Genomic DNA, 23064 nt, shown 5'->3' with positions numbered 1-23064 from the left:
GGTGGCGTTGAATGATCGTCCGGCGATCGGTGATCGCCGGTTCGGATGGGGATTTGTGATCTTGAAACCGGACCCTAGATGGCCCCGTGACGCGGCGGCAGCACACCGTTCAGATAGAAGTTGCCGATATGGTGATATTTCCAGCGGACGGGATCATGCAGCGAATGCGTTCGGGCATTGCGCCAGTAACGGTCCAGCCCGTAGCTTTCCAGCGTGGAACGCGCGCCGCCGAGTTCAATGAGCTTCGTGGACGCAAGTTGAGCGGCTTCGGTGCCAAGCGACTTGACCTCCGCCACCGCGATGGAGGCCGCTGCCACCGTTTTTTCGTCGGGTGCCGCACTCGCACTGTCGAGGATGCGGCCGGCTCTTGCGAGAAGCGCGTCGGCCGCATGCACGCGGATGGAAACGTCGCCAACGGCATGGATGGTATGCGGGTCTTCATAACCGTGCTCGATGCTCAGCTCGAAAAACGGCCGGGCATGGGCTCGAACATAGGAGATCGTCTCCGCGAGAGCGCCTCGGGCAATGCCGACCTGAACGGCGGCATGAATGATCTGCGCGAAAGGCCCCATGGGTGTCGGCCGCTCGAAGACGACATCGTGATCCACGATCTGGAAGGGCGTGATTTCAACCTCATCGAAGGTGACTGTGCCGCTGCCCGTCGTGCGCTGGCCAAAGGACGTCCAGTCGTCAACAAGGGAAAGACCAGCCGTTGCGCGGTCGATAAAGACGATGTTCACCCGCCCATCCGGCCCCTTGGCGACGACAACGATGATATGGGCAAACAGAGAACCGGTGGAATAGAACTTCTGTCCGTTCAGCAGCAGCCTGCCGTCCCGCTCGGCGAAGTGCGTCTTGTAGTCGACGGGGGTTTTCGTTCCGATTTCGGTAAAGGCATTGCCCAGCCGGTCTCCGTCAAGAATGCGCTCAAAATAATGCCGCTTCTGTTCTTCGCTGCCCGCAAGCCGCAACGCTTCGACCATGTAGAAGTGGTTTTGCGGAATTTGCCCGATGCTGCCATCGGCGGCGGAAATGATCGCCGTCACTTCCGCCAGCGCTACGGCCGAAACGCCGGCACCGCCATAATCCTTCGGCACGGTAATGGCCCACAACCCGCTTTGCGAGAAACGCTCGATTTCGGCGAGCGGCAAACGCCGCTCCCTGTCGCGTTCCGCCGCCCCGGCAGCAAAGCCGCGCGCAAGCTCCTGCGCAACGGCAATCGCTTCCGCATCGTCCTTTATGATGTGGGCCTTCGTCCGGCGCGGCGGGATATGCGGCGCAGGTTTTCCCGAGGTCAACGCGGCCTCGCGATGCAGCTTCCGGTCAGTCGTTGTCATGGAAACGGCCTCAATTCCAGGCATGGCGCGGGGGATGCGCGCCGTTCAGATAATAATTTCCGACATGGAAATATTTCCACCGCACCGGATCGTGCAGCGTGTGGACGCGGGCGTTTCGCCAGTGCCGGTCCAGCCCGTGCTCGGCAAGCGTCGAGCGGGTGCCGGCAAGTTCGAACAGTTTGTTGGTTGCGAGAATGGCGATTTCGGTGGTCAGAACCTTCGATTCCCCGGTCCTGATCGTCGCTTCCGAAACGGTTTCCAGCGTCGTGTTCCGCTTTGCAGCGTCAATGCTGTGACCGGCGATTTCCAAGAGCGCCTCGGCTGCATGCAGACGGATCTTCAGGTCACCAATGGCGGCAATGGTGAAGAGATCTTCGCCAGCGGTCTGCTTGCCGCTGTCGAGCCATGGACGGCTGTGCTTGCCGATGAAGGCGATGGTGTCGTCGATCGTGCCGCGCGCGATGCCCACGTCGATTGCCGACTGGATGATCTGCGAGACCGGGCCGCCGATGGTGGGATGATCGAAGGACGTGACCTTCACCGCCCTCTCGCTGGGAACACGGACATTTTCGATCTTCACCGATCCCGATGCCGTGGTGCGCTGACCGAAGCTCGACCAGTTGTTGGTCACTGTCAGGCCCGGAGCGTCACGGTCGGCGAAAACGAGATATCCCTGCCCCGTCTCGTCAAGCGCGACAATCGGCACGATATGCGCGAGAAGCGCACCGGTCGTATAAAATTTCTCGCCATTGACGACGACGCTGTCGCCGTCATGAACCACTTTCGTCTCGAAATCGGCGACGGTCTTGCTTTTCAGTTCGGAAAAGGCGTTGCCGTAACGAATACCCTGAAGCGCCCAGCCGAAAAACAGCTTCTTCTGGTCTTCCGTGCCATCAAGTTCGACGGTGGCGACGATTGCCAGATGGTTCTGGGTGATCTGGGCAATCGCGGGATCGGCCGCCGCAATCGTTGCAATGACCCTGGCGAGCGTGGCGTAAGAGACTTCCGGCCCACCATAGGCCTTGGGAACGTTGATGCTCCAGAGACCGCTCTGGGAATATTCGTCGAGTTCGTCGATGGGCAACAGGCCTTCGCGATCGCGCAGCGCCGCACCGACCCTGAATTTTTCCGCCAGCCGCTGCGCGATTTCTATCGCTTCCGCATCCGACGAGACGATATGCGCCGGCTTCGCCGGACGCGGACGCGGCGCAATCGGGTCCGCCGAATTGACGCGGGGATGAACACTATAGTCGATCTTGGTCTCGGAAATCGTGCCCATGGGACGCCTCGCAAACACGGTGAATGATGGCGTGAGCATCGCATAAGGCGCAGCACTGAACAGTAATTCTATGTTTTTTATGCTATAAAAAAGGGAAGGTTTTTCTCTGTAATTGGGAAAAAATAAAAGATGCAAGGAGCAGCACGCCATCCGTGGAGAGTGAAATATCTACCCCGAGACCGCCTGTGACGGCGCCAGCCGAGGGGTCGCCCCTATCGACAAAAGACTGCGCGCTATCTCCTGCGCCACAAACACCGCATGTTCCGTGACCTGGGGCAGACCCATCAATTCTCCGAAGGTTCCGCGCGCCAGCGGACCGCCGATCAGCAATGTTTCGATGGCGTGACCCTGTTGGTCGATGGCGCGCGATTGCTCATCGCAACGGATTCCCAACCCCGTGGGGCAGAGGGTCAGAAGTCCCTCCTGCTCCAGACCGACAAGAAAGACCTGCGATTTCAATATTCCGCCGTGGGCGGGACCAGTCGTGACAATGACCGCATCGACGTCAATCGGCGTGACATCCTTTTCACCACGATATCTGAGATCGATATGCAACGACCCGCTTTGGCCAAGCCGTGCGGAAACAAGCGAACCGGCGACGATCTGCAACTGGCCGGCAATGACAGCCGTATCCAGCAACGCCTCCACCTGCGGCGCAATCCTGAAGCGATGCGCATCCCAGAAGGGGCGCAGCCAACGCACGACCCTGCGCCGTTCCTGGAGGGGAAGATTCCGCCATATATCGCGCCCCTGCAGGCGGACGGCATCCAGAACGCCATGCCAGCTCGCACCGCTGGCCTGCGCCGCTCGCAAAGCCGCACGAATCCGCCGCAATAACTCAGATGCGCTTCTCGACGGCGGATCGATGAAATCCCCATAGGGCTCCTGCGGCACGGCAGGATGGCCGCGCGACCGCAAGCCCCGGCGCGACAGTGAAACGACCTGTCCGTGGTGGCCGCGCCGCTTCAGCGCAGCAAACGCATCGGCCGCCGTCAGACCATTGCCAACAATCAGAACGCGGTCACCCGTTGCGATAGTGTCCAGTGCAGCATCTGCATTCACATCAGCGACCAGCTTCGAATGGCCGGCAAGCGGCTCCAGCACCCGCGGAAGGGCCGGTGGCGGATGGCTTGTCGCCACCACCACGATATCGGCGACGTGACTGTCGCCATCTGCGGTTTGGAGTTGCCAGCCTTCACCGTGACGGGCCACATGCTCCACGCGGCTGCGCCTATGTTCGATGATGCCCGCCTCCAGCAAGGGAGCGATCTCGGCGGCGACATAGGCACCGAAGACACGGCGCTGGGGATAGGCCTGACCATCCGGTAGAACCGCAGCCGCATCACCCGCCAGCCCGTTGGTTTTCTCGATATAACGGACAAAACTATCGGGATCATCGGGATAGAGTGTCATGCGCCCGGCCGGCACGTTGATCCGGTTGGCAGGTTCCGGCGTGGAATAGGCAAGCCCCGAGCCGAGCGTCTCCCTCGGTTCAAAGACGACGATCCGTATCCCTTCCTGCCCTTCAATGGCGCGATGCAGATGAACGGCAAGCGCCGCCCCGCTAAATCCGCCACCGATAATGGCGACAATGGCATTCTTTCCGTTTACTGACATTTCAACTCGTGCAATCCCATCGGCACCCTTGCCCACGGAAAAAATCTACAACATTTGTCGATTTAGTAGCCTGCTGAAGTTCCAATTTTGGCGCACAGCGCGGAAAATTCATCCGCCGCACCTGTCATAAGGCGCCGGTTTCATCCCGGCACCGATCCCCTCTTCCGGGAGGGGCCGGGATGAGGCTGCTGCCTGTCCCAGCCCACGCGCAATTTTATTCCTCTGGTTAGTCTATAAAGAACATCAAGAAACTATCACCCACCTGCTGCGCTCTTTATTCTCGGCTGCGACACATCCGGGAGTTCAGTATGAGCAAGACCATCCGCTTCAATGCCTTCGACATGAATTGTGTAGGGCATCAGTCGCCAGGCCTTTGGGCCCATCCGCGCGACAAGTCCTGGAAATACAAGGATCTCGATTATTGGCAGGATCTCGCCCGCACGCTGGAGCGCGGCGTGTTCGACGGCATCTTCATCGCCGATGTCATCGGCTACTACGACGTCTATAAGGGCTCGAACTATCACGCCCTTCATCAGGCCGCGCAGATACCGGTCAACGATCCGCTGCAGCTTGCCGCCCCGATTGCGCTGGCGACGGAACATCTGGGTATCGGCATCACCGCCTCCACCTCATTCGAGCATCCCTACACATTTGCGCGCCGGCTTTCGACCGCCGACCACCACAGCAAAGGCCGGATCGGCTGGAATATCGTGACCTCCTATCTGGAAAGCGGGGCGAAGAATATCGGCCAGGGTGGCCTTCGCCGTCACGACAACCGCTATGAAGTGGCCGCCGAATATATCGAAGTGCTCTACAAGCTTTTCGAGGGAAGCTGGGAAGAAGGCGCGGTGCTGCGTGACCGTGACCGTCGCATATTCACCGATCCCGCCAAGGTTCACGAGATCGGTCACAAGGGCAAATATTTCGAGGTGCCCGGCTATCATCTGAGCGAACCCTCGCCGCAACGCACCCCCGTTCTTTATCAGGCGGGCGCGTCCGGCCCCGGCAAGGCCTTTGCCGCCGAACATGCGGAATGCATCTTCGTGGCCGCCCCGACCCGATCGGTTCTCAAGCAGCATGTCGCGGAAACCCGTCGCCGCGTGGCCGAAGCCGGGCGTGACCCCAAGAAGGTCTATATCTACACGCTGGTCACCATCATCACCGACGAGACGGATGAAAAGGCGCAGAAGAAGTTCGAAGAATACCGGGATTATGTCTCCTATGACGGCTCTCTGGTCTTCATGTCCGGCTGGAGTGGCATCGATTTCGGCCAATATGCACCAACGGACCAGGTGCGGAAGGTCGAAACCAATGCAATCCATTCCTTCGTCGAACACATCGCCGGCGGCGACAAGTCCTGGACGATCGACGAACTGGCGAAATTCGGCGGCATCGGCGGGATGGGACCGGTCTTCGTCGGCTCCCCTTCGCGCATTGCCGATATCCTGCAGGAATGGGTGGATGACACTGACGTCGACGGCTTCAACCTCGCCTATGCGGTGACACCCGACAGTTTCGAGGATGTGGTCGGTTATATCGTCCCTGAACTCCAGAAACGCGGTGTTTATCCCACGGCATACAAGCCGGGCACACTACGGGAAAAGCTTTTCGGCGATGGCGACTATCTGGCGACCAGCCATCCGGCCAACCGCTATCGCGACATTGAAGCAATCAAGCGGGAAGAGGCGGAGGCGGCCGGCGCGATACCAAAGAGTGCCGCGGTCTGAAGAGGCCTGTCATCCGCGCCGTATCGCGCCTGTGATCCAAAAACGCCATCCCCGCGCCGCCCCTTACGGGGCGGTTCATGCATATGCGGTTGCCTTCCGATTGGCGAAACCGATGGCGAGCACAAGGAAGATCAGCAGTCCCGTACCGACCTGCTGCCAGTAGAAATTCAGGCCCGACAGCAGAAGACCATTGGCGACGATGCTGAGCAGCAGCACACCGAGAACGGTGCCGGGCACGTTCGGCCTTCCCCTTGGATCAAGCGTCGTGCCGATGAAGGTTGCGCCGATCGCGTTCAGCAGGAATGCGTTGCCGGATGACGGGATGTAGACGGTCACCGTCGAGGTAACAATGAGCCCTGCAATGGCGGCGACGGACGCCGCCAGAACATAGACCGCCGCCACATGACCGGAAAGCCGGATGCCCGAATAACGGACGACACTGGCCTGGATTCCGGAGGACACGACGACGCGGCCAAAGCGCGTGCCGGACAGGATGATCCAGGCAGCGATGACCACGGCGAACGCGACAATCAAGGAAACGGAAACACCGAACAGGTTGCCATGACCGAGGAACCGAAAGGCTTCGGGCACGCCGGCGGGAGGCAGATAGACGGGATTACCGCCATTGGTCAGCAATTGCTGGATGCTGCGGCCTACGAACAGGGTGCCGAGCGTGGCGAGGAAAGGCGAAATGCCGATGCCCGCAATGAGAATGGCGTTAAAAATGCCGACCAGCGCACCGGCCGCAAGCCCCGCCAGCACAGCAATTGCCACTGGCTGCCCCGCAAGAACCAGCGACACGAATGCGAAACTCGCGAAATCGATCGCGGCGCCGACGGAAAGATCGATGCCGCCGGAGGCCACGACAAAAGTCATGGCGATGGAGACGATTGCCAGCAGCACGAAATTATTGACCAGCACGCTGATGAGGTTGGTCGTCGTCAGAAATCCGGGCGCAAGGCTCGCGAACAGGGCAAAAACGATCAACAGAGCCGACGGCAGCGCAAAGCGCGCGACCGTTCGCACGGCAGAGATGAGCACAGCTTTATTGCCCGGGGCGATGGCAGCAGACGACATATTAACGGTTCTCCCGACGCAAAAGGGTCGTGGCGGAAACGACGAGCAGGATCAGGAGACCCTGAACGCCGCTCACCAGCGTGCTGGAAATATTGAGAAGCTGAAAACCGTTGACGAGGAAACCGACGAAAAGAGCCGACAGCAGCGTGCCGGTCACCGTCGGCACCAGACGACGTGAAAAGACGGAGCCGAGAAGCGCAGTGACCACCACGGGCAGGAGCATTTCACCGGAGCCGGTGGTGCTGCCGCTAAGGTAGGACACGGACAATATGCCAGCGAAACCGCCGAACAGACCGCTCGTCACGAATGCGCCAGCCACGAAGGATTTTACCGGCAGCCCGGCAGCCCGCGCCGCCTCGGGAAATTCGCCCACGGCATAAAGCCGCAATCCGAGGGGTGTATATTGCACCACCGCTGCCACGAGCCCGGTAAAAAGAATGAGGACATAGGCCAGCACCGGTATTCCGGCAGGACCCGTGGCGGAAAGGGCCGACAGGAATTCGGTGGAGGCCGGGATGACGGTATTCTGCGTCAGAACCAGTTCGAGCCCGGCCACGACATTCATCACCGCCAGCGTCGCCAGAAGCGGTACGATGCCGACGACCGTGACGGCGAGCGCGTTCACGGCACCGATTGCGGCCCCCGTTGCAAGCGCTCCGACAGCGGCTGCGGCATCACCATATCCGGCCTGCGCCAGCGTAGCGTAAACCGCCGCGCTCAATCCCATATTCGCTGCCAGCGACAGATCGATGCCCCCCGTGACCACGTTGGAACCACCGGCAATGATCACGATCGTCAGCCCGATGGCGAGAACGCCGCCAATGGCCGATTGCGCCAGCACGTTGCCGATATTGCCCACCGACAGGAAAAACGGGGCCGCAAGCGAAAAGAAGGCAAAAACCGCAACAAAAACCGCAAGCGCGCCGCCACGCAGGGCAAAGGTCGCAAGCCTGCGACGGATATTGCCTTCGCGCGAAAACCGGACGGGCGCCTGCTGCGGGAAATTCAGATCGTGAGGCGCGGTGGACGCGGCGTCAGCGACTGTGAGTATGGGCGTCCGAAGCACCTGTGACCTCCGATAGAATTTGTTCCTGCCGCGTGTCTTTCGAAATGAACTCGCGTGTGATCCGTCCGCGGAAAAAGACCAGAACCCGGTCCGTTATGCCCAGAAGCTCCTCGATATCGGAGGACAGGACGATGACGCCGGCGCCACGCGCCGCGAGTTCGCCGATCAGCGTGTAAATCTCGACCTTGGCGGCGATATCGACCCCGACTGACGGTTCATCGAGAAGATAGATTTCCGACTGACGGCTCAGCCATTTGGCGATTGCGACCTTCTGCTGGTTGCCACCGGAAAGGGTTCTAACCAGCGCATCCGGACCTTCCGTTTTGATCTGCAGCCGCTTGATCAGATCTTCGGCCTGGCGCCGCTCCTCTGTCTTTTTAAGGAATCCAAGACGGGAAAAGCGGCCGAGACTGGCAAGGCTGGTGTTTTCAGCAACGGTGAGATCGAGCGCGACGCCGTCGCGACGACGATCCTCGGGAACGAGCGCCAGTCGTCGCGCCGCCGCATGTGCCGGGCTTGAAACTGTTGTCGTCTGGCCGCCGGCTTCAATTGTGCCTGATGATGGCGTCTCAAGTCCGAACAGGGTGCGGATGAGTTCTTTCGCGCCCGAGCCGACCAGTCCGGCGAGGCCAAGCACCTCGCCTTTCCTTAGCGTAAAGCCGACATCCGAATATTTATCGGCAAGCGTGAGAGCTTTCACCGACAGGAGGACCTCACCCGGAACAAGCCGGGGCTTGGGGTAAAGCTCGGCGATATCACGATTGACCATCAGCGCGCCGATTTCGGCGGCGGATGTCTCGGCGACAGGCAGGGTCGCGACATCGCGGCCGTTGCGCAGAACCGTCACCGTGTCGCAGATATCGACGATCTCACCCAGATAATGCGAGATATAGATCACGGTTATGCCGTCCTCCCGCAGCCGCCGGATCAGCGAGAACAGGAGTTCCGCCTCCCGCCGCACAAGGGCTGCGGTGGGTTCGTCGAACACCAGCACCTTGGGATTGTCGATGAGCGCGCGCGTGATCTGGATGATCTGTTTTTCCGCTGCCGAAAGATCGGAAATCAGCGCCGAATTCGGCAGGTGCAAACCGAAATAGCGCTCAAGCACCTCGGCGGCACGACGGCGCATCAGCGTGCGGTCAAGAAACGGCGTCCCTTTGATCCGCGGTTCACGCGCCAGAAAAAGCGCTTCGCCCACCGTGAATGTCGGCACCAGCAACCGGTCCTGATGGATAAAATGGATGCCGAGCTTTTCCACCAGATGCGGCGTCAACCGATCATGGGATTTTCCATCGATCTCGATTGAACCGCCATCCGCCCCGTGCAAGCCGGCCAGCAACTTGATGAGGGTCGATTTACCGGCGCCATTCTGGCCGACGAGACCGTGAACGGTGCCGCGACGCACGGCAAGCGACGCACCGGACAGCGCCTGAGCACCGCCAAAGGATTTGGTAATATCGCGCAGACGAATGATGTCGTCCGTCTCGCGGGCCTCGACCGGATGGTCCGGATATGTTGCGACAGCCACGGCAAATTCTCCATGCACGACGGTTCAGATCATCCGAACCAGGACCTGAAGGCGCGAAGCGGCTGCATCGCGCCTTGCGGGTTCACACCTCAGCCGATGCCGAGCTTTTTGGAGACCTCGCCGACATTCCCCTTGTTGGCGATGAGCGCCGGTACATAGGTTTCGCGCGGTAGGGTTTCGCCGGCCAGATAACGCGCGACATTGCGGATGGCCGTTCTGCCGAGTTCGGCTGGCTGCTGGGCGACATCGGCCGCAGCGGGAGAGTTGGGATCGGCAACAAGCTGGAGAACCTCTGGGCTGCCATCAACACCATAGGTCTTGATTTCCGTGCGGCCCGCCGCGACCAGCGCCTGCGTTGCCCCGAGCTGCGGAATATCCCAGGCCGACCAGATCGCCTTGATCGAGCCCTTTTCCGGATATTTGCTCAGAATTGCGGTGATCTGCGTAAAGGCATCCTGCACCGTGTTCGGAATGACGTCGCGCAGTTCCGGCTGGATGATCTTCACCTTGGGGAAATATTTCGTGACGTTGACGAGCTGGTCATAACGAATGGCGCAGGGCGTCACCCCGTAAAAACCGTTGAACACGACGATATTGCCTTCGCCTCCGATGTCGGAAACAAGCTGCAGCGCCAGATCCTTGCCGATGCCCCAATTGTCCGATGTGGCATTGTTCAGCGAATTGGTCGAGCCGACATCGATGGTAAAGACGGGAATGCCCGCATCGCGCGCCTTTTTCAGCCAGGGATCGATGACGCTCAAGGTGCCCAGAAGCTGCACGATCGCATCCGGTTTCTGGGCGATCAACGTCTGGAGCTGCGATACCAGCTTGCCGTCGTTGCGGCTGGCGTCAACCGCGATCGGCTCACCGCCAAGGCGTTTCACTTCCTCGATCTGGGCATTATAGGCCTGAAGATCGAAGAAATGATCCGTACCCGTGGCACTGATGCCGATGCGCTTGCCCTTCAGGGAAAGCTCCTGCTCGGCGAAAGCCCGCGAACCGGAAGCCACCTGCGTGCCAATGGCCGCAGCGGTGACCGCCGCCAGTTTCAGGAGATTGCGGCGGTTAAACCCGGAGAAAATATCTTCTGTCATGTGCGTCCCCAAAGTAGATATAATCCATAAATAAAATATGGAATATGGTGCCAACAGAGAGGATTTTCCAAATGCGGGCCGATGCGGAAAAATTTTAAGCCGGTGAGCAGGCTTGATTGGGTTCCGCCAACAAGCGGAACCGCAACTCATTTCATCGGGCTTTCCCCTTTTGTCCCGCCGGCTCACTGATTTTCCGCAAGACCTACGCGGTCCGTGTCCCGATGACATCATGGGAGACAGAAAATCCCGGAAGCTGCAGATTGGCGCGGAAGTCGTAGCCCACATAGTCCGTATCGATTATGGCGCGGCGGCGCAGTTCCGGCAGAAGTCCGTTGACCAGCAGGTCTTCCTGTTCGGGATTGCCAAATCCGTGAAGGGAGAGCACGTCGAGAATTCCCGCCCGATAGCGTTCCTCAATAGCTCCGGCGAGTTTTTCAGATGTACCCGCTACAGACCAGTGCCCCGTTTCCTGGGCAGGATTTGAACCTGCGGCTCCAAGGTTTTGACCCTGAATGAGACTATTGCCGTACCTGCAACCATTGGCACATTCAGCGGCGAAAATTGGAAGGACGCCCTTATCTCCGACTGTAGCGACGCTCCTTTTCCGGAGCTGGCCGTGTGTGGCCTTGCCACATGTTCCAAGACAGGTTGTTTAACCGAGCACGGGCAACCGCTCCCGGCACAACCAGTCCGGTTGACACCGAAAAGCGACAAGCACTCGGATTTATGCCAATCAAAAGTTGCACAAATGATTGACTCTTTGAACTGTGTAGGCGAGCTTCGGTGAGAAAATGACGGGGAACATAACAAATCATCATGTCGCCAGATCGCTTCAATGAATGCCTGCGGGTGATCCGCTGGACGCCAATCAATATCGCCTCTGCCTTGCAATGCGAGCTCTCCTGGATCGAAGCGCTGGAAGCCGGCAATGAAGCCGTTCCCGAGGGGTTGGCAACATGGCTGGAAACGCTGGCGCAGGCCCATGAGGCCCTGCCGCCGCCAGCGACCTACAGGGGAAAACGGTCGTCGTTCTGACTTGGGCAACAGCTGAAAACCTTCACCAACAATCGGATCATACCTATGAAATCTCTTATCGCGGCCCTTGGCCTCATCGCCCTCTCAAGCCCTGCCTTCGCAGCGTCCTGCGAGAGGAACTTCACCGTTTCGGGCGTGCCGATGGTGACAGCCGTCTCCTACAAGTCATGGCAGGAGCTGCCGAAAGCAAAGGCGCCGGCGGTGCTTCAAAAGCTTGCCCAGGCCGTCGCGGCAGAAGGTTTCTCCGGTATCCAGATCAACAAGTCACTCTCGTCGATCGATGCCCATCAGGAAACCAGCGGCAGCGGCAGAATTCAGACGCTGCGGGTGGTGGCACGGCAGAAAGGCAATGCCGTGCGGATCGATGCCGTTTTCAATATTCAGGCAGGACAGATCGCTGACAAGAACGTCATTCGCGAGGGCATCTGCAACATCATAAAGGGCGTGTGAAACGCGACGCGGTGCTCTGGCCGGGATCTGGTCGTCCGCGGCGATGAGAAGCCCGGCAGCTGCCAGCGCGACGGGAACGACGCAAAAGAAGATCCAGAACCAGGAATGGCTGTCGAGCAGCCAACCCTCCAGCGCCGGCGCAATCGTCGCCGGTGCGACGACGGAGCCCATGGCGAAGAGGCATTGCAGGAACCGCTGGCGCGAGGCCGGATAGGCAAGAAAGATCGCGGCCTGACCTGCGGGACGCCGCCGCAAGTTTCCCTGCGGCGTGGTGGTTTCGATGAAGCGGGCCGGTATGCGGGATGACGACCCGGTCGGCATTCTCCGCAACGACCCTCCGTCACCGGCGTCTTGCCCATCCGCCACGCCTTCCGGAGCATCGCGGGCAACGGCGTGATCTGCGTCTCAACGGTCACGCCGAGCGCCATGGTCGGTTCGCCGGCGACGCATTTTTTGCGGAACAATCGGTGGATGTTGAAGTTACCCTTCATCAGGAGGAGGACCATCCATGATCACCAAAGCCATTTTTGTGGGGGCAGCCGCTGCGTTGTCGACGCTTTTTTCCACCGTCGCACTCGCGCAGACCGACCTGACGATGTGGTATCACGGCGCGGGCAATGTTGAAGAACGCAAGATCCTGGCCGGCATCATCGAGGACTTCAATTCGTCTCAGTCGGACTGGCGGGTCTCGCTTCAGGAGTTTCCCCAGAACGCCTATAACGAATCCGTCACCGCCGCCGCACTTTCAAACAAGCTGCCCGACATTCTAGATGTCGACGGGCCGAACATGCCGAACTGGGCCTGGTCCGGTTATCTGCAACCCCTGCAGGTTGATGAGGCAAAGCTTGCGAATTTTCTGCCCGGCGCTATCGGCAGGTGGGGAGACAAGCTCTATTCCGTCGGCCTGTGGGACGCAGCGGTAGCAATATTCGCCCGCAAATCGGTGCTCGATGAAAACGGTATTCGCATTCCAAGCCTTGAACAGCCATGGACCGGCGAGGAATTCAATGCGGCGCTCGACAAGCTCGCGGCCAGCGGCAAGTTCGAATATCCGATCGACCTCGGCATGGCCGACAAGACCGAATGGTATAGCTATGCTTTCAGCCCGTTTCTGGAAAGCTTCGGCGGCAGCCTGATCGACAAGGAAGATTACCAGACCGCCGAGGATTTCCTCAACGGAGACAATGCCGTCAAGTTCGGAGAATGGTGGCAGTCCCTGTTCCAGAAAAAACTAGCGCCCGGAACATCGCAATCGCCTGCCGACCATGAAACCGGATTTCTGGAAGGGCGCCACGCCCTGCAATGGATGGGCAACTGGGTTGCGGTGAAGGCTCTGGAGAAATATGGAGACGATCTGCTGTTCCTGCCTGCCCCTGATTTCGGGAACGGTCCGAAGATCGGCGCAGGATCCTGGCAATTTGGCGTCTCAGCCACCAGCAAGCATCCCAAAGGCGCATCCGCCTTCATCGAATTCGCCATACAGGACAAATATCTCGCGCAGTTCTCCGATGCGATCGGCCTCATCCCGGCCACGTCTTCGGCTGCCCAGATGACGAAGAATTACAAGCAGGGCGGCCCGCTTGAGGTTTTCTTCGAGCTCTCCAGGCGTCAGGGAACGTTGCGTCCGGTCACTCCGGCTTACGCCTTCATCTCACCGGTCTTTTCCAAGGCTCTTTCCGACATTGCCAATGGCGCGGATGTGGCCGATACGCTGGATAACGCGGCCGACGAGATAAACAACAACATTGAGCGCAATTCCGGTTACCAACCCAAATAGGGGAAGGTGATCGATGGCGCTCTTTTCTTCAAAGGGGAAATTGACCCGGGACGGCTTCACGGGCTGGTTCATGGCCGCACCGGCGGTGGTGTTGATCGGGCTTTTCCTGATCACGCCCTTTCTCCTGGGGCTCGGTTTTTCCTTCACCAACCAGCGGCTGACGTCTCCCAATCCGACCGAGCTTGTCGGCTTTGAAAATTACAGCCGGCTGCTGGGTTTGGGAATGCTGACAATCGAGCCGGAAAGGGAGGCGGACGGCAGCATCAAGCGAGATGCCGATGGCGCCATCTCCTATCCGCGCATTCGCAATTTCACCCGCAACAATCCCGCCTATCCCCATCTGGAAGGGATGCGGGAATATAAGAGCTTCAGCTGGGGCGAGAACCAGATCGTCATTCTGGCGCGCGACGTCGTATTTTTGACAGCGCTCGTCAATACGCTTTCCTTCGTGGCGGTCGTAGCGCCGGTTCAGGCGGCGCTGGCGTTGTTTCTTGCCCTGCTGGTGAACCAGAAGATCCCTGGCGTCACGATTTTCCGCGCGATCTACTTCATGCCCGTCGTGCTGTCGGTGGTGGTGGTGGCGCTGCTCTGGCGGTTTATCTATGCGGCCGATAACGGGCTCTTGAACAGCCTCTTGAGTTACATGAGCTTCGGGCTCTTCCAGCCAGTCGACTGGCTGGGCAGAACCGATACCGCCTTATGGGCCGTTCTGGTGATGTCGGTCTGGCAGGGCGTCGGGTTCCACATGGTCATATGGCTCTCCGGTCTGCAAACCATCTCTCCGGATCTTTACGAGGCAGCCGACATCGAAGGAGCGAGCCGCTGGCAGAGGTTCAGCATGATAACCTGGCCGCTGCTGCGCAACACGGCCGTGCTGATCATCATCGTCATTACCATGCAGGCTTTTGCGCTTTTTGCCCAGATCGACGTGATGACCAAAGGCGGGCCTCGCGATTCCACGCAGAGCATCGTTTATCAGGCGGTTGAGCGGGGATACCGGCAGCAGGACATTGCAGCAGGCTCGGCAATTTCGGTCGTGCTTTTCCTGCTTGTTCTCTGCATTTCGCTGACCCAGCGATACCTGACAAGGGAGAAGCAATGATGCAGGCCGGACAACGCAAAAGCCTCGCCTTTCTCATCGGCAACTATGTGCTCATGCTCGCCTTCGCGGCGATCTTCATCTTGCCCCTGTTGTTCATGGGGTTCTCGTCGCTAAAACCGAACGACCAGTTGCTGAGTGACGCCACGTCGATACGAGCCTTCCTGCCGGTGGGAAATCTTTCGCTTGAAAACTACACAGCGGCTTTCGCCCGGGCGCCGATTGCGACCTTCATATTCAATTCGGTTATCGTGACGGGCGTTACCGTGTTTCTCGCGCTGCTGCTCGGCTCGCTCGCCGCCTTCGCCTTCACCTTTCTGAACTGGCGCGGGAAGGATGTTCTTTTCTCGATCATCCTCGCCACGCTCATCATTCCCTTTGAAACCATTGCCGTACCGCTGCTGCTGGAAGTCAACAATCTGCCATGGATTGGCAGCAACGGGTTTAGCTGGGGGTGGCTCAATTCGTGGCATGTGCAGATCATCCCATGGATCGCAGACGGGCTGACGATTTTCCTCTTCGCGCAATATTTCAAGGATTTGCCGAAGGAATTGCTGGAGGCGGCGCGCATCGACGGGGCCAGCTGGCTGCGGATTTATGCGCAGGTGGTGATGCCGCTCAGCGGTCCGGTCATCGCAACGGCCGCAATCCTCAAGTTTCTCGTCATGTACAGCCAGCAATATCTATGGCCGCTTCTCGTGACCCAATCCGAGGCCTACAGGCCGGTGATGGTGGGGCTGCAATATTTCTTCCAGCTCAATACGCCCTGGGGTGAAGTCATGGCCTATCTCACCATCATCACCCTGCCGGTGCTGATCTTTTATCTCTGCCTGCAGAGGCTGTTCATCTCCAGTATCGCCGCGAGCGGGATAAAGGGATAAGGCCTCGGCATGAATTCACAATTTCTTGCGGTTGCACTTCGGAGCAATATCGCCTTGTTTGTAGACTCAAAATCTTCATGGGGAGAGAAACGATGTCGATAAAAACAACAACGCGCGCCACTCTGCTGGTCGGATCGCTTTTGATTGGCGCCAATTCGGCACTTGCAGAAACAGTTCTGCACCGCGGCAATGCCGGCGAACCGCAGACGCTTGATCAGGCACAGACCTCGATCAACATCGAAGAATTTATCCTGAAAGACCTTTATGAAGGTCTGACCATTTACGATGCGGCCGGCAAGATCGTGCCCGGCACGGCGGAAAGCTGGACGCTGTCTGACGATGGCACCGTCTACACGTTCAAACTGCGTGCGGATGCGAAATGGTCGGACGGCACGCCGGTAACGGCGGGAGATTTTGTTTTCTCCTACCAGCGCGTCGAAGATCCCAAGACCGCAGCGAAATATGCCAATATTCTTTACCCGATCAAAAACGCCGAAAAGATCAACAAGGGCGAAACGCCGGTTGACCAGCTTGGCGTCAAGGCGGTGGATGACAAGACCCTTGAGATCACACTCGAGCGCCCGACACCGTTCATCCTTGAGCTCCTTGCGCACCAGACGGCTCTGCCGATCTCGAAGGCGAGCTACGAAAAGAACGGCGCCAACTTCGTAAAGCCGGGCGTCATGGTCTCTAACGGTGCTTACAAGCTCGAAACGCATGTTCCCAATGACAGCTTGACGGTGGTCAAGAATACCAATTTCTGGGACGCCTCGAACACCAAGATCGACAAGGTCATCTTTTATCCGATCGACGACCAGGCCGCATCGGTTCGCCGTTTCGAAGCCAAGGAAATGGACCTCGCCTACAATTTTTCCGCGGACCAGATCGACCGGCTGCGCACCTCCTATGGCGAGCAGGTTCACGTTTCGCCGACGCTTGCGACCTACTACTACACCTTCGATACACGCGAGGCGCCTTATGATGACGTGCGTGTCCGCCAGGCGCTCTCCATGGCGGTAGACCGCGATTTCCTCGCCAAGGAAATCTATAGCGGCTCCCAGATTCCGGCCTACTCCATGGTTCCCCCGGGCATGGATTCCTACGGAGAGCCGGCAAAGGCCGATTTTGCCACACTATCGCAGCTTGATCGCGAAGACGAAGCCCTCAAGCTCATGAAGGAAGCGGGTTACGGTGAAGGCGGCAAGCCGCTTTCCATCGAAATCCGTTACAACACCAACCCGAACCATGAGCGCGTCGCGACGGCCATCGCGGACATGTGGAAGAACACCTTCGGCGCAAAGGTGTCACTGGTGAATCTCGACGTCGCCTCGCATTACGGCTACCTTCAGGAAGGCGGTAAGTTCAACGTGGCGCGTGCCGGCTGGGTTGCCGACTATGCGGATGCGGAAAACTTCCTCGCCCTTTCGGTATCCTCCAACAAGACCTTCAACTATTCCAAGTTCAACAATGCGGAATATGATGCGCTGATGCAGAAGTCCTATGACGAGAAGGACCCTGCGGCCCGCTCCAAGCTGCTGCATGAGGCGGAAACCATCCTCATGAAGGAACAGCCGGTTGCCCCTCTTCTGACGCAGGCCGATCTCTGGCTGGTTTCAAACCGCGTCAAGGGCTGGGTCGACAATGCTGCCAACGAACACCTCAGCCGCTTCCTGAGCGTTTCCGAATAAGCAGCGCTGGCACGGTGGCCAACACCACCGTGCCATGCCGGAGCCCGAAAAACCATGATCTCGTTTATTCTGCGCCGTTTGGCGAGCGCCGTGCCGACCCTGTTTATCGTCGTCACGATTTCGTTTTTCCTGATGCGTTTCGCACCGGGTGGCCCGTTCAATCTTGAACGCCCCCTGCCGCCGCAAACGATGGAAAACCTGATGAGAACCTATCATCTGGATGAGCCATTGTGGCGCCAGTATCTCATCTATCTCGGCAATGCCGTCACCGGCGATTTCGGTCCGAGCTATATCTACAAGGACAATACCGTCGCGCAGTTGATCGGCAAGGGCCTGCCCTATTCGCTGGAACTCGGCAGCTATGCTCTTCTGCTGGCGCTGGTGGGTGGCGTTCTCGCCGGCACCCTGGCCGCGCTCAGGCAGAACAGTGTCTTCGATTTCTCGATCATGTCCATCTCGACAATTGGCGTCACCGTGCCGAACTTCGTTGTCGCGCCTGTTCTCACGCTGATCTTCGCCGTCATGCTCCGGCTCCTGCCCGCAGGCAGCTGGGGTGACGGATCGCTCAGATATCTCATCCTTCCGATGATCGCGCTCGCTTTGCCGCAGCTTGCCGTCATCTCGCGCCTGACGCGCGGTGCGATGATCGAGGCTCTGCGGATGGACCATATCCGCACTGCCAAGGCTTACGGCCTGCCAGCCCGCAGCGTGGTGGTGTTTCATGCCATGCGCGCGGCCATGCTGCCCGTCGTTTCCTATCTCGCGCCCTGCGCCGCAGCCCTGCTGACGGGTTCGGCGGTCATCGAGACGATCTTCACGATCCCGGGGGTCGGGCGTTATTTCGTTCTTGGCGCCATCAACCGTGACTATACGCTGGTGATGGGAACCGTGGTTCTCGTCGCCATTTTTGTCATCGTGTTCAATCTCGCGGTCGATATCCTTTATGGCCTGCTTGATCCGAGGGTCAGACATGACTGATATTTCCGGCAATCTTGCCGATCAACCGCTGGTGAAAAGCCGAAGCCTGTTCCAGCTGGCAGCCCTGCGTTTCAGACGAAACAAGGCCGCCATGGCGGGTTCCGTCATGCTCGTGCTGATTACGCTTTTCTCCTTTGTCGGCCCGCATTTCCTCACGCATACCTATGACCAGGTGTTTTCATCCTATGTCTCTGTGGCGCCAAGCCTTGAGCCGCGCCCGGACGTGAACAACCTCCAGGGCGTGATGGAGGGCGTTGCCGGCCGGGCACGCGTGGAGTTGAAGGAATTTTCCGTGGAAGGGCAGACCTTCACGGCAACCGTCACCTCCAGCAGCCCGATCGACCCGCGCACGACACGTTATTTCGACCGCGCCAACGAATTTGAAAACACCAGGTTCGTGGCCACCGAAGACGAGGGGCGCACGCTGAAGCTGGAAGGCGACGTCAACCGCGAATATTTCCTCTTCGGCACGGATTCGAACGGTCGCGACCTGCTGGCCCGCGTGATGCTGGGGGGACAGATATCGATCGCCGTCGGCGTTCTGGCCAGCCTCGTTTCACTCGGGATCGGCGTTCTCTACGGCGCGACGGCGGGATATATCGGGGGGCGTGTCGACAATGTGATGATGCGTTTCGTCGAAATCCTCTATTCGCTGCCCTTCGTCTTTCTGGTGGTCGTTCTGGTGGTGTTTTTCGGCCGCAGCTTCATCCTGATCTTCCTGGTGATTGGCGCCGTGGAATGGCTGGATATGGCCCGTATCGTGCGTGGCCAGACGCTCGCTTTGAAGCGGCGTGAATTTGTGGGGGCCGCACAGGCTTTGGGTTTGAGCGACTGGCAGATCATCCGCCGTCACATCATCCCGAATACGATCGGGCCCGTCGTCGTGTTCGTCACGGTCGTCGTACCCAAAGTCATTCTTCTGGAAAGCTTCCTCTCCTTCCTTGGCCTTGGCGTGCAGGCGCCGCTGACGAGCTGGGGGGCGCTGATTTCTGAAGGCGCCAACAATATCCAGTCGGCCCCGTGGCTATTGATATTTCCGGCGATCTTCTTCGTGCTGACCCTGTTTTCGCTCAATTTTGTGGGCGATGGGTTGCGTGACGCACTCGATCCCAAGGATCGTTGACATGAATACGACATCTGAAACCATCCTTACCGTGCGCAATCTCAAGGTCGATTTCACGACGCCGGACGGCGAGGTGAATGCCGTCAAGGGCATCGATCTCGACGTCAAACAGGGGGAAACCCTTGCCGTCGTCGGGGAATCCGGTTCCGGTAAAAGCCAGACCATGATGGGCATCATGGGGCTGCTTGCATCCAACGGCATGATCGAGGGTTCGGCAAAATATCGTGGACGCGAGTTGATCGGCCTGCCGGTCAGCGCGCTGAACGATATTCGCGGCGCGAAAATCACCATGATTTTCCAGGAGCCGATGACCTCGCTCGATCCTCTCTACCGGATCGGCGCGCAGATCGCCGAACCGATCCTCTACCATAGGGGTGGCAGTAAGAAGGAAGCGCGCGCACGCGTCCTCGAACTCCTGAAGCTTGTGGGAATTCCTGACCCGGAGCGGCGTATGGACAGCTACCCCCATGAGCTTTCCGGTGGCCAGCGCCAGCGTGTGATGATCGCCATGGCTCTCGCGAACGAGCCGGACATTCTGATTGCCGATGAGCCGACCACTGCGCTTGATGTGACGATCCAGGCGCAGATCCTCGACCTTCTGAAGTCGTTGCAGCAACGCTTCGGCATGGCCATCGTCCTGATCACGCATGATCTCGGCGTGGTCCGCCATTTCGCCAATCGCGTCGCCGTCATGCGCCGCGGCGAGATTGTCGAGTCCGGCACAACGGAAGATATCTTCGATCGCCCGCAGGCGGACTACACCAAGATGCTACTCGATGCCGAACCCCGTGGACACAAACCGGCCGTCGGCACAGAGGCGCCGGTCGTCCTCTCCGGCCGGAACGTGACGATCGACTATAAAATTCCGGGCGGCTTCCTGGCGAAATCCAGCAGGTTCCGGGCTGTGGACGACGTCAATATCAGCCTTCGCCAGGGACAGACTATCGGCATCGTCGGCGAATCCGGATCAGGCAAGTCGACACTCGGTCGAGCGCTTCTGCGTCTTATCGTGGCTGATGGCCGCATTTTCTTCGGCGAGAGGGAAATCACCGGACTTGACCGAAAGGCAATGCGGCCCTTGCGGAGGCATCTGCAGCTTGTATTCCAGGACCCCTACGGCTCGCTTTCGCCGAGACAGACGGTTGGAGAGATCATCACTGAAGGCCTGTTTGTGCATGAGCAACGCTTGAGCCGGGCGGAGCGAGACAAGCGGGCAATCGCAGCACTGAAGGAAGTCGGTCTCGATCCCGCAGCCCGCAACCGCTACCCTCACGAGTTTTCAGGCGGGCAACGCCAGCGTATCGCAATCGCCCGCGCGATCATCCTCAAGCCGGACGTCGTCATTCTTGACGAACCCACATCCGCGCTGGACCGATCCGTTCAGGGACAGGTTATCGACCTGCTGCGTGATCTGCAGAAGACACATAGCCTTTCCTACATCTTCATCAGCCACGACCTTTCTGTCATCAAGGCCATTTCGGACTACGTCATCGTCATGAAAAACGGGAAGATTGTGGAAGAGGGCGAAACCGACGCCATATTCAACAGGCCGACGGCTGAATATACCGAAACACTCATCAAATCCGCGTTTTCGGCAGAAGTGGCGCAATAGGTTATCGCCCGGCCGTGCCGGGCCGTCTCTCAAGAGAGCCGGCCGCTTCAAGGTGAACAATGCGACGAATGAGGCCCTCGATAAGCAGGAGCAACGGGGCGTGCCCGGCCTTCATCCGCTCCGCGTGCCATCCAGGCTAAGGCGTTTCAAGGGATGATCTCATTTCCTGATCGGCACGGACGGCCGCCGTCAGGAAGTCAAGCACGGTTCTTACGCGCAGCGAGATGTGACGGCGCGATGCATAGACCACGTTGATCGGCAAGCGGACCGGTGGAAAATCCGGCAAGAGATTGATCAACCGCCCCTCGCGGAGATCCGCCTCGACCACGATATGCGACAGGATTGCGAGGCCACCGCCGCCGAGAACGGCGCGATGAACGGCCGTCGCATTGTTACAGGTCAGCCGGGGCGTCAACGAAACACGGATTTCCTCGGCACCGCCGGAAAAGCTCCATACCCGCCGATCTCCGCCCCGAACGTAACAGATACAGTCATGCAACACGACCTCGAACGGGTGGGATGGTTCCTTGCGGCCCTGCAGGTAGTCGGGCGAAGCAACCAGAAAGGCGGTCGTCCAGCCAATCCGCCTGAAAATCAGGCCTGCATCCGTGATCTCGCCAATGCGGACTTCAAGATCGATCCCATCTCCGACAAGATCCGACGGCTCCTCGCGGGTCATCAGTTCGACGCTCAAACCGGGATGTGTGCGTAAAAGCGCGGGCAAACGTTCGCTCAGATAAAGCCCGAGCGGAGCCGGCAGGCTCAACCGGACTTTCCCGGCAACCTTTTTCCCGTCGCTCGTCGCATTTTCACCCAGCGCATCGACAGCCTCGATGACCCGCTGCGCCATCGGGATCATCCTTTCCCCTTCGATCGCAAGCGCCAGCGCGCTCGTGGAGCGATGAAACAGGCGGACGCCATAATGACCTTCAAGGGCAGATATCTGTCGGGAGATCGCCGGTTGGGTCAGACCCAGATCGAGAGCTGCCGCCGAAAACGACCCTGTCTCCGTAACCCTGAGGAAACTTCGCAAGGCAGACACGACATCCATTGCAGCCTCCCCATAACGTTTGCGCATGAGCCTTATGCCTCATGCTTAGTCCGGTTTCGGTTGCCTGTCCAGCAATTAAGGATACTTTATGTCCTTAATAAAGGAGAGAACGATGACACAGCGCCTTAACTACGCAGCCCAGTCCCCCGAGTTTTTCAAGAAATTGTCCGATCTCAGCATGTCGCTGAAGGACAGCGTGATCGAGCAAAAGATCCGCGATCTCGTTAACATCCGCGCCTCCCAGATCAATGGTTGCGGCTTCTGCCTCGACATGCATGTCAAGGAAGCCAAGATTCACGGCGAAAGCGAACTGCGCCTTTATCACGTCGCTATCTGGCGCGAATCCAACCTTTTCATTCCACGGGAGCGCGCAGCCCTTGCCTGGACGGAAACGGTTACCGAACTGCCGGAGGGCGGCATCCCCGACGAACTCTACGAGCGCGTCCGCGGCCAGCTTTCGGAGAAGGAAATCTCGGATCTGACCTTCTCAATCATGACGATCAACGCCTGGAATCGCGCCAGCATCGCCTTCAGGGCCGTCCCCGGTTCTGCCGACAAGCTCTATGGCCTCGAGAAGGCCGGCCTCAGTTGAGGTGGGAGACGATCGCATTTTCCAGACAACAGGTTGGCGTCAGCGGGTCTGAC

The 23064-nt window shown here is 58.9% G+C and carries 20 protein-coding genes and 1 pseudogene; 11 read left to right on the top strand and 10 right to left on the bottom strand.

Annotation, left to right across the window (positions count from 1 at the left end; genetic code table 11):
- Positions 1-74: 74 nt before the first annotated feature.
- The 3 genes from AC5YUO_RS25150 to AC5YUO_RS25140 all read right to left on the bottom strand — a co-directional run bounded on the left by AC5YUO_RS25150 (position 75) and on the right by AC5YUO_RS25140 (position 4233).
- Positions 75-1337: an SfnB family sulfur acquisition oxidoreductase gene (locus tag AC5YUO_RS25150; protein ID WP_496155709.1), complete on the bottom strand. Its 1263-nt coding sequence runs from the start codon at positions 1335-1337 to the stop codon at positions 75-77.
- A 10-nt stretch (positions 1338-1347) separates the two neighbouring features.
- A complete protein-coding gene (locus tag AC5YUO_RS25145; RefSeq protein ID WP_400815301.1) occupies positions 1348-2616 on the bottom strand; it encodes an SfnB family sulfur acquisition oxidoreductase in 1269 nt (422 codons plus the stop codon).
- 168 nt (positions 2617-2784) lie between these two features.
- Positions 2785-4233 (bottom strand): FAD/NAD(P)-binding protein, encoded by a 1449-nt coding sequence (locus AC5YUO_RS25140; RefSeq protein WP_496155708.1) that lies wholly within the window; start codon positions 4231-4233, stop codon positions 2785-2787.
- A gap of 308 nt (positions 4234-4541) precedes the next feature.
- Between AC5YUO_RS25140 and AC5YUO_RS25135 the strand changes: the two genes are divergently transcribed.
- Complete coding sequence (locus AC5YUO_RS25135; RefSeq protein WP_496155707.1) at positions 4542-5960, top strand: LLM class flavin-dependent oxidoreductase; 1419 nt, start codon at positions 4542-4544, stop codon at positions 5958-5960.
- A gap of 75 nt (positions 5961-6035) precedes the next feature.
- On the opposite strand, the gene AC5YUO_RS25130 is transcribed toward AC5YUO_RS25135, so the two are convergent.
- The 5 genes from AC5YUO_RS25130 to AC5YUO_RS25110 all read right to left on the bottom strand — a co-directional run bounded on the left by AC5YUO_RS25130 (position 6036) and on the right by AC5YUO_RS25110 (position 11110).
- Positions 6036-7037: an ABC transporter permease gene (locus tag AC5YUO_RS25130; protein WP_496155706.1), complete on the bottom strand. Its 1002-nt coding sequence runs from the start codon at positions 7035-7037 to the stop codon at positions 6036-6038.
- 1 nt (position 7038) lies between these two features.
- On the bottom strand, positions 7039-8046 hold the full coding sequence (locus AC5YUO_RS25125) for an ABC transporter permease (protein WP_496156560.1): 1008 nt from the start codon (positions 8044-8046) through the stop codon (positions 7039-7041).
- A gap of 25 nt (positions 8047-8071) precedes the next feature.
- A complete protein-coding gene (locus AC5YUO_RS25120; RefSeq protein WP_496155705.1) occupies positions 8072-9631 on the bottom strand; it encodes a sugar ABC transporter ATP-binding protein in 1560 nt (519 codons plus the stop codon).
- Between the two features lie 89 nt (positions 9632-9720).
- Positions 9721-10725, bottom strand: a complete 1005-nt coding sequence (locus tag AC5YUO_RS25115; RefSeq protein WP_496155704.1) for a sugar ABC transporter substrate-binding protein — start codon at positions 10723-10725, stop codon at positions 9721-9723.
- A gap of 202 nt (positions 10726-10927) precedes the next feature.
- Positions 10928-11110 (bottom strand): hypothetical protein, encoded by a 183-nt coding sequence (locus AC5YUO_RS25110; protein ID WP_496155703.1) that lies wholly within the window; start codon positions 11108-11110, stop codon positions 10928-10930.
- 431 nt (positions 11111-11541) lie between these two features.
- Here AC5YUO_RS25110 and AC5YUO_RS25105 point away from each other — a divergent pair, with 431 nt between their 5' ends.
- Together AC5YUO_RS25105 and AC5YUO_RS25100 are read left to right on the top strand one after the other, a co-directional pair.
- Positions 11542-11760: a hypothetical protein gene (locus tag AC5YUO_RS25105; protein WP_269345715.1), complete on the top strand. Its 219-nt coding sequence runs from the start codon at positions 11542-11544 to the stop codon at positions 11758-11760.
- Positions 11761-11805: 45 nt separating this feature from the next.
- Complete coding sequence (locus AC5YUO_RS25100) at positions 11806-12210, top strand: hypothetical protein (RefSeq protein ID WP_496155702.1); 405 nt, start codon at positions 11806-11808, stop codon at positions 12208-12210.
- A gap of 3 nt (positions 12211-12213) precedes the next feature.
- Here the strand turns inward: AC5YUO_RS25100 and AC5YUO_RS25095 are convergent.
- Positions 12214-12447: pseudogene (locus tag AC5YUO_RS25095) on the bottom strand (MFS transporter); the annotation flags it as partial.
- Positions 12448-12718: 271 nt separating this feature from the next.
- On the opposite strand from AC5YUO_RS25095, the gene AC5YUO_RS25090 reads away from it, so the two are divergent.
- The 7 genes from AC5YUO_RS25090 to AC5YUO_RS25060 all read left to right on the top strand — a co-directional run bounded on the left by AC5YUO_RS25090 (position 12719) and on the right by AC5YUO_RS25060 (position 21368).
- On the top strand, positions 12719-13987 hold the full coding sequence (locus AC5YUO_RS25090; protein WP_496155701.1) for a sugar ABC transporter substrate-binding protein: 1269 nt from the start codon (positions 12719-12721) through the stop codon (positions 13985-13987).
- Positions 13988-14000: 13 nt separating this feature from the next.
- A complete protein-coding gene (locus tag AC5YUO_RS25085; protein WP_496155700.1) occupies positions 14001-15089 on the top strand; it encodes a carbohydrate ABC transporter permease in 1089 nt (362 codons plus the stop codon).
- Positions 15086-15967 (top strand): carbohydrate ABC transporter permease, encoded by an 882-nt coding sequence (locus AC5YUO_RS25080; RefSeq protein WP_496155699.1) that lies wholly within the window; start codon positions 15086-15088, stop codon positions 15965-15967. Before AC5YUO_RS25085 ends, AC5YUO_RS25080 begins: the two co-directional genes overlap by 4 nt.
- Positions 15968-16059: 92 nt before the next feature.
- Positions 16060-17655 (top strand): peptide ABC transporter substrate-binding protein, encoded by a 1596-nt coding sequence (locus AC5YUO_RS25075; protein WP_496155698.1) that lies wholly within the window; start codon positions 16060-16062, stop codon positions 17653-17655.
- Positions 17656-17709: 54 nt separating this feature from the next.
- Positions 17710-18633: an oligopeptide ABC transporter permease OppB gene (gene oppB / locus AC5YUO_RS25070; protein ID WP_400815318.1), complete on the top strand. Its 924-nt coding sequence runs from the start codon at positions 17710-17712 to the stop codon at positions 18631-18633.
- Positions 18626-19756: an ABC transporter permease gene (locus AC5YUO_RS25065; RefSeq protein ID WP_496155697.1), complete on the top strand. Its 1131-nt coding sequence runs from the start codon at positions 18626-18628 to the stop codon at positions 19754-19756. The genes oppB and AC5YUO_RS25065 overlap by 8 nt, the downstream gene beginning before the upstream one ends.
- A 1-nt stretch (position 19757) precedes the next feature.
- Positions 19758-21368, top strand: a complete 1611-nt coding sequence (locus AC5YUO_RS25060; RefSeq protein WP_496155696.1) for an ABC transporter ATP-binding protein — start codon at positions 19758-19760, stop codon at positions 21366-21368.
- A gap of 136 nt (positions 21369-21504) precedes the next feature.
- Here the strand turns inward: AC5YUO_RS25060 and AC5YUO_RS25055 are convergent, their stop codons facing one another.
- A complete protein-coding gene (locus AC5YUO_RS25055) occupies positions 21505-22419 on the bottom strand; it encodes a LysR family transcriptional regulator (protein WP_496155695.1) in 915 nt (304 codons plus the stop codon).
- Between the two features lie 112 nt (positions 22420-22531).
- On the opposite strand from AC5YUO_RS25055, the gene AC5YUO_RS25050 reads away from it, so the two are divergent.
- Entirely contained in the window at positions 22532-23011 is a 480-nt protein-coding gene (locus tag AC5YUO_RS25050; RefSeq protein WP_496155694.1) for a carboxymuconolactone decarboxylase family protein, read from the top strand.
- Positions 23012-23064 lie beyond the last annotated feature (53 nt).

Source organism: Agrobacterium sp. LEGMi-208b (genome assembly GCF_059511785.1).
This window is presented reverse-complemented; position numbering and strand designations above follow the sequence as displayed.

Coding starts and splice junctions, on each gene's coding strand:
- AC5YUO_RS25150 (WP_496155709.1), bottom strand. CDS start 1,337: ATGACAACGACTGACCGGAAGCTGCATCGCGAGGCCGCGTTGACCTCG.
- AC5YUO_RS25100 (WP_496155702.1), top strand. CDS start 11,806: ATGAAATCTCTTATCGCGGCCCTTGGCCTCATCGCCCTCTCAAGCCCT.
- AC5YUO_RS25085 (WP_496155700.1), top strand. CDS start 14,001: ATGGCGCTCTTTTCTTCAAAGGGGAAATTGACCCGGGACGGCTTCACG.
- AC5YUO_RS25105 (WP_269345715.1), top strand. CDS start 11,542: ATGTCGCCAGATCGCTTCAATGAATGCCTGCGGGTGATCCGCTGGACG.
- AC5YUO_RS25065 (WP_496155697.1), top strand. CDS start 18,626: ATGACTGATATTTCCGGCAATCTTGCCGATCAACCGCTGGTGAAAAGC.
- AC5YUO_RS25115 (WP_496155704.1), bottom strand. CDS start 10,725: ATGACAGAAGATATTTTCTCCGGGTTTAACCGCCGCAATCTCCTGAAA.
- AC5YUO_RS25055 (WP_496155695.1), bottom strand. CDS start 22,419: ATGGATGTCGTGTCTGCCTTGCGAAGTTTCCTCAGGGTTACGGAGACA.
- AC5YUO_RS25075 (WP_496155698.1), top strand. CDS start 16,060: ATGTCGATAAAAACAACAACGCGCGCCACTCTGCTGGTCGGATCGCTT.
- AC5YUO_RS25090 (WP_496155701.1), top strand. CDS start 12,719: ATGATCACCAAAGCCATTTTTGTGGGGGCAGCCGCTGCGTTGTCGACG.
- AC5YUO_RS25080 (WP_496155699.1), top strand. CDS start 15,086: ATGATGCAGGCCGGACAACGCAAAAGCCTCGCCTTTCTCATCGGCAAC.
- AC5YUO_RS25140 (WP_496155708.1), bottom strand. CDS start 4,233: ATGTCAGTAAACGGAAAGAATGCCATTGTCGCCATTATCGGTGGCGGA.
- AC5YUO_RS25135 (WP_496155707.1), top strand. CDS start 4,542: ATGAGCAAGACCATCCGCTTCAATGCCTTCGACATGAATTGTGTAGGG.
- AC5YUO_RS25130 (WP_496155706.1), bottom strand. CDS start 7,037: ATGTCGTCTGCTGCCATCGCCCCGGGCAATAAAGCTGTGCTCATCTCT.
- AC5YUO_RS25050 (WP_496155694.1), top strand. CDS start 22,532: ATGACACAGCGCCTTAACTACGCAGCCCAGTCCCCCGAGTTTTTCAAG.
- oppB (WP_400815318.1), top strand. CDS start 17,710: ATGATCTCGTTTATTCTGCGCCGTTTGGCGAGCGCCGTGCCGACCCTG.
- AC5YUO_RS25060 (WP_496155696.1), top strand. CDS start 19,758: ATGAATACGACATCTGAAACCATCCTTACCGTGCGCAATCTCAAGGTC.
- AC5YUO_RS25145 (WP_400815301.1), bottom strand. CDS start 2,616: ATGGGCACGATTTCCGAGACCAAGATCGACTATAGTGTTCATCCCCGC.